This window comes from Vibrio sp. 10N.222.49.C9, from assembly GCF_041474985.1.
GTDB lineage: Bacteria > Pseudomonadota > Gammaproteobacteria > Enterobacterales > Vibrionaceae > Vibrio > Vibrio crassostreae_C.
In genome coordinates, this window is the sequence record NZ_JBFRVD010001139.1 from 1 (window position 1) to 242 (window position 242).

Here is a 242-nt window from a genome sequence, read left to right on the forward strand (position 1 = left end):
GGGCGAACCGCTGACTTGTTTGACCCAGCCAATGGCGAGCTTCGAGGACAGGTACAGCTATCTAGCGCCGAAGAGGCATTGGCGACTGTCGATGTAGCAAAGCAAGCACAACAAGCATGGCAAGATACGCCACCGCTACAGCGTGCGCGTGTGATGTTTCGTTTTAAAGCCTTGCTTGAGGAAAATGCCGATGAGTTGGCCACCCTAATTTCCACAGAGCACGGTAAAGTGCACAGTGATGC

Annotated in this window: 1 protein-coding gene; it reads left to right on the forward strand. The window is 53.3% G+C overall.

Translation table 11 applies throughout. From position 1 onward, the window contains the following. A partial coding sequence (locus AB4585_RS27260; protein WP_372171868.1) for an aldehyde dehydrogenase family protein occupies positions 1 to 242 on the forward strand: 242 nt, incomplete at both ends.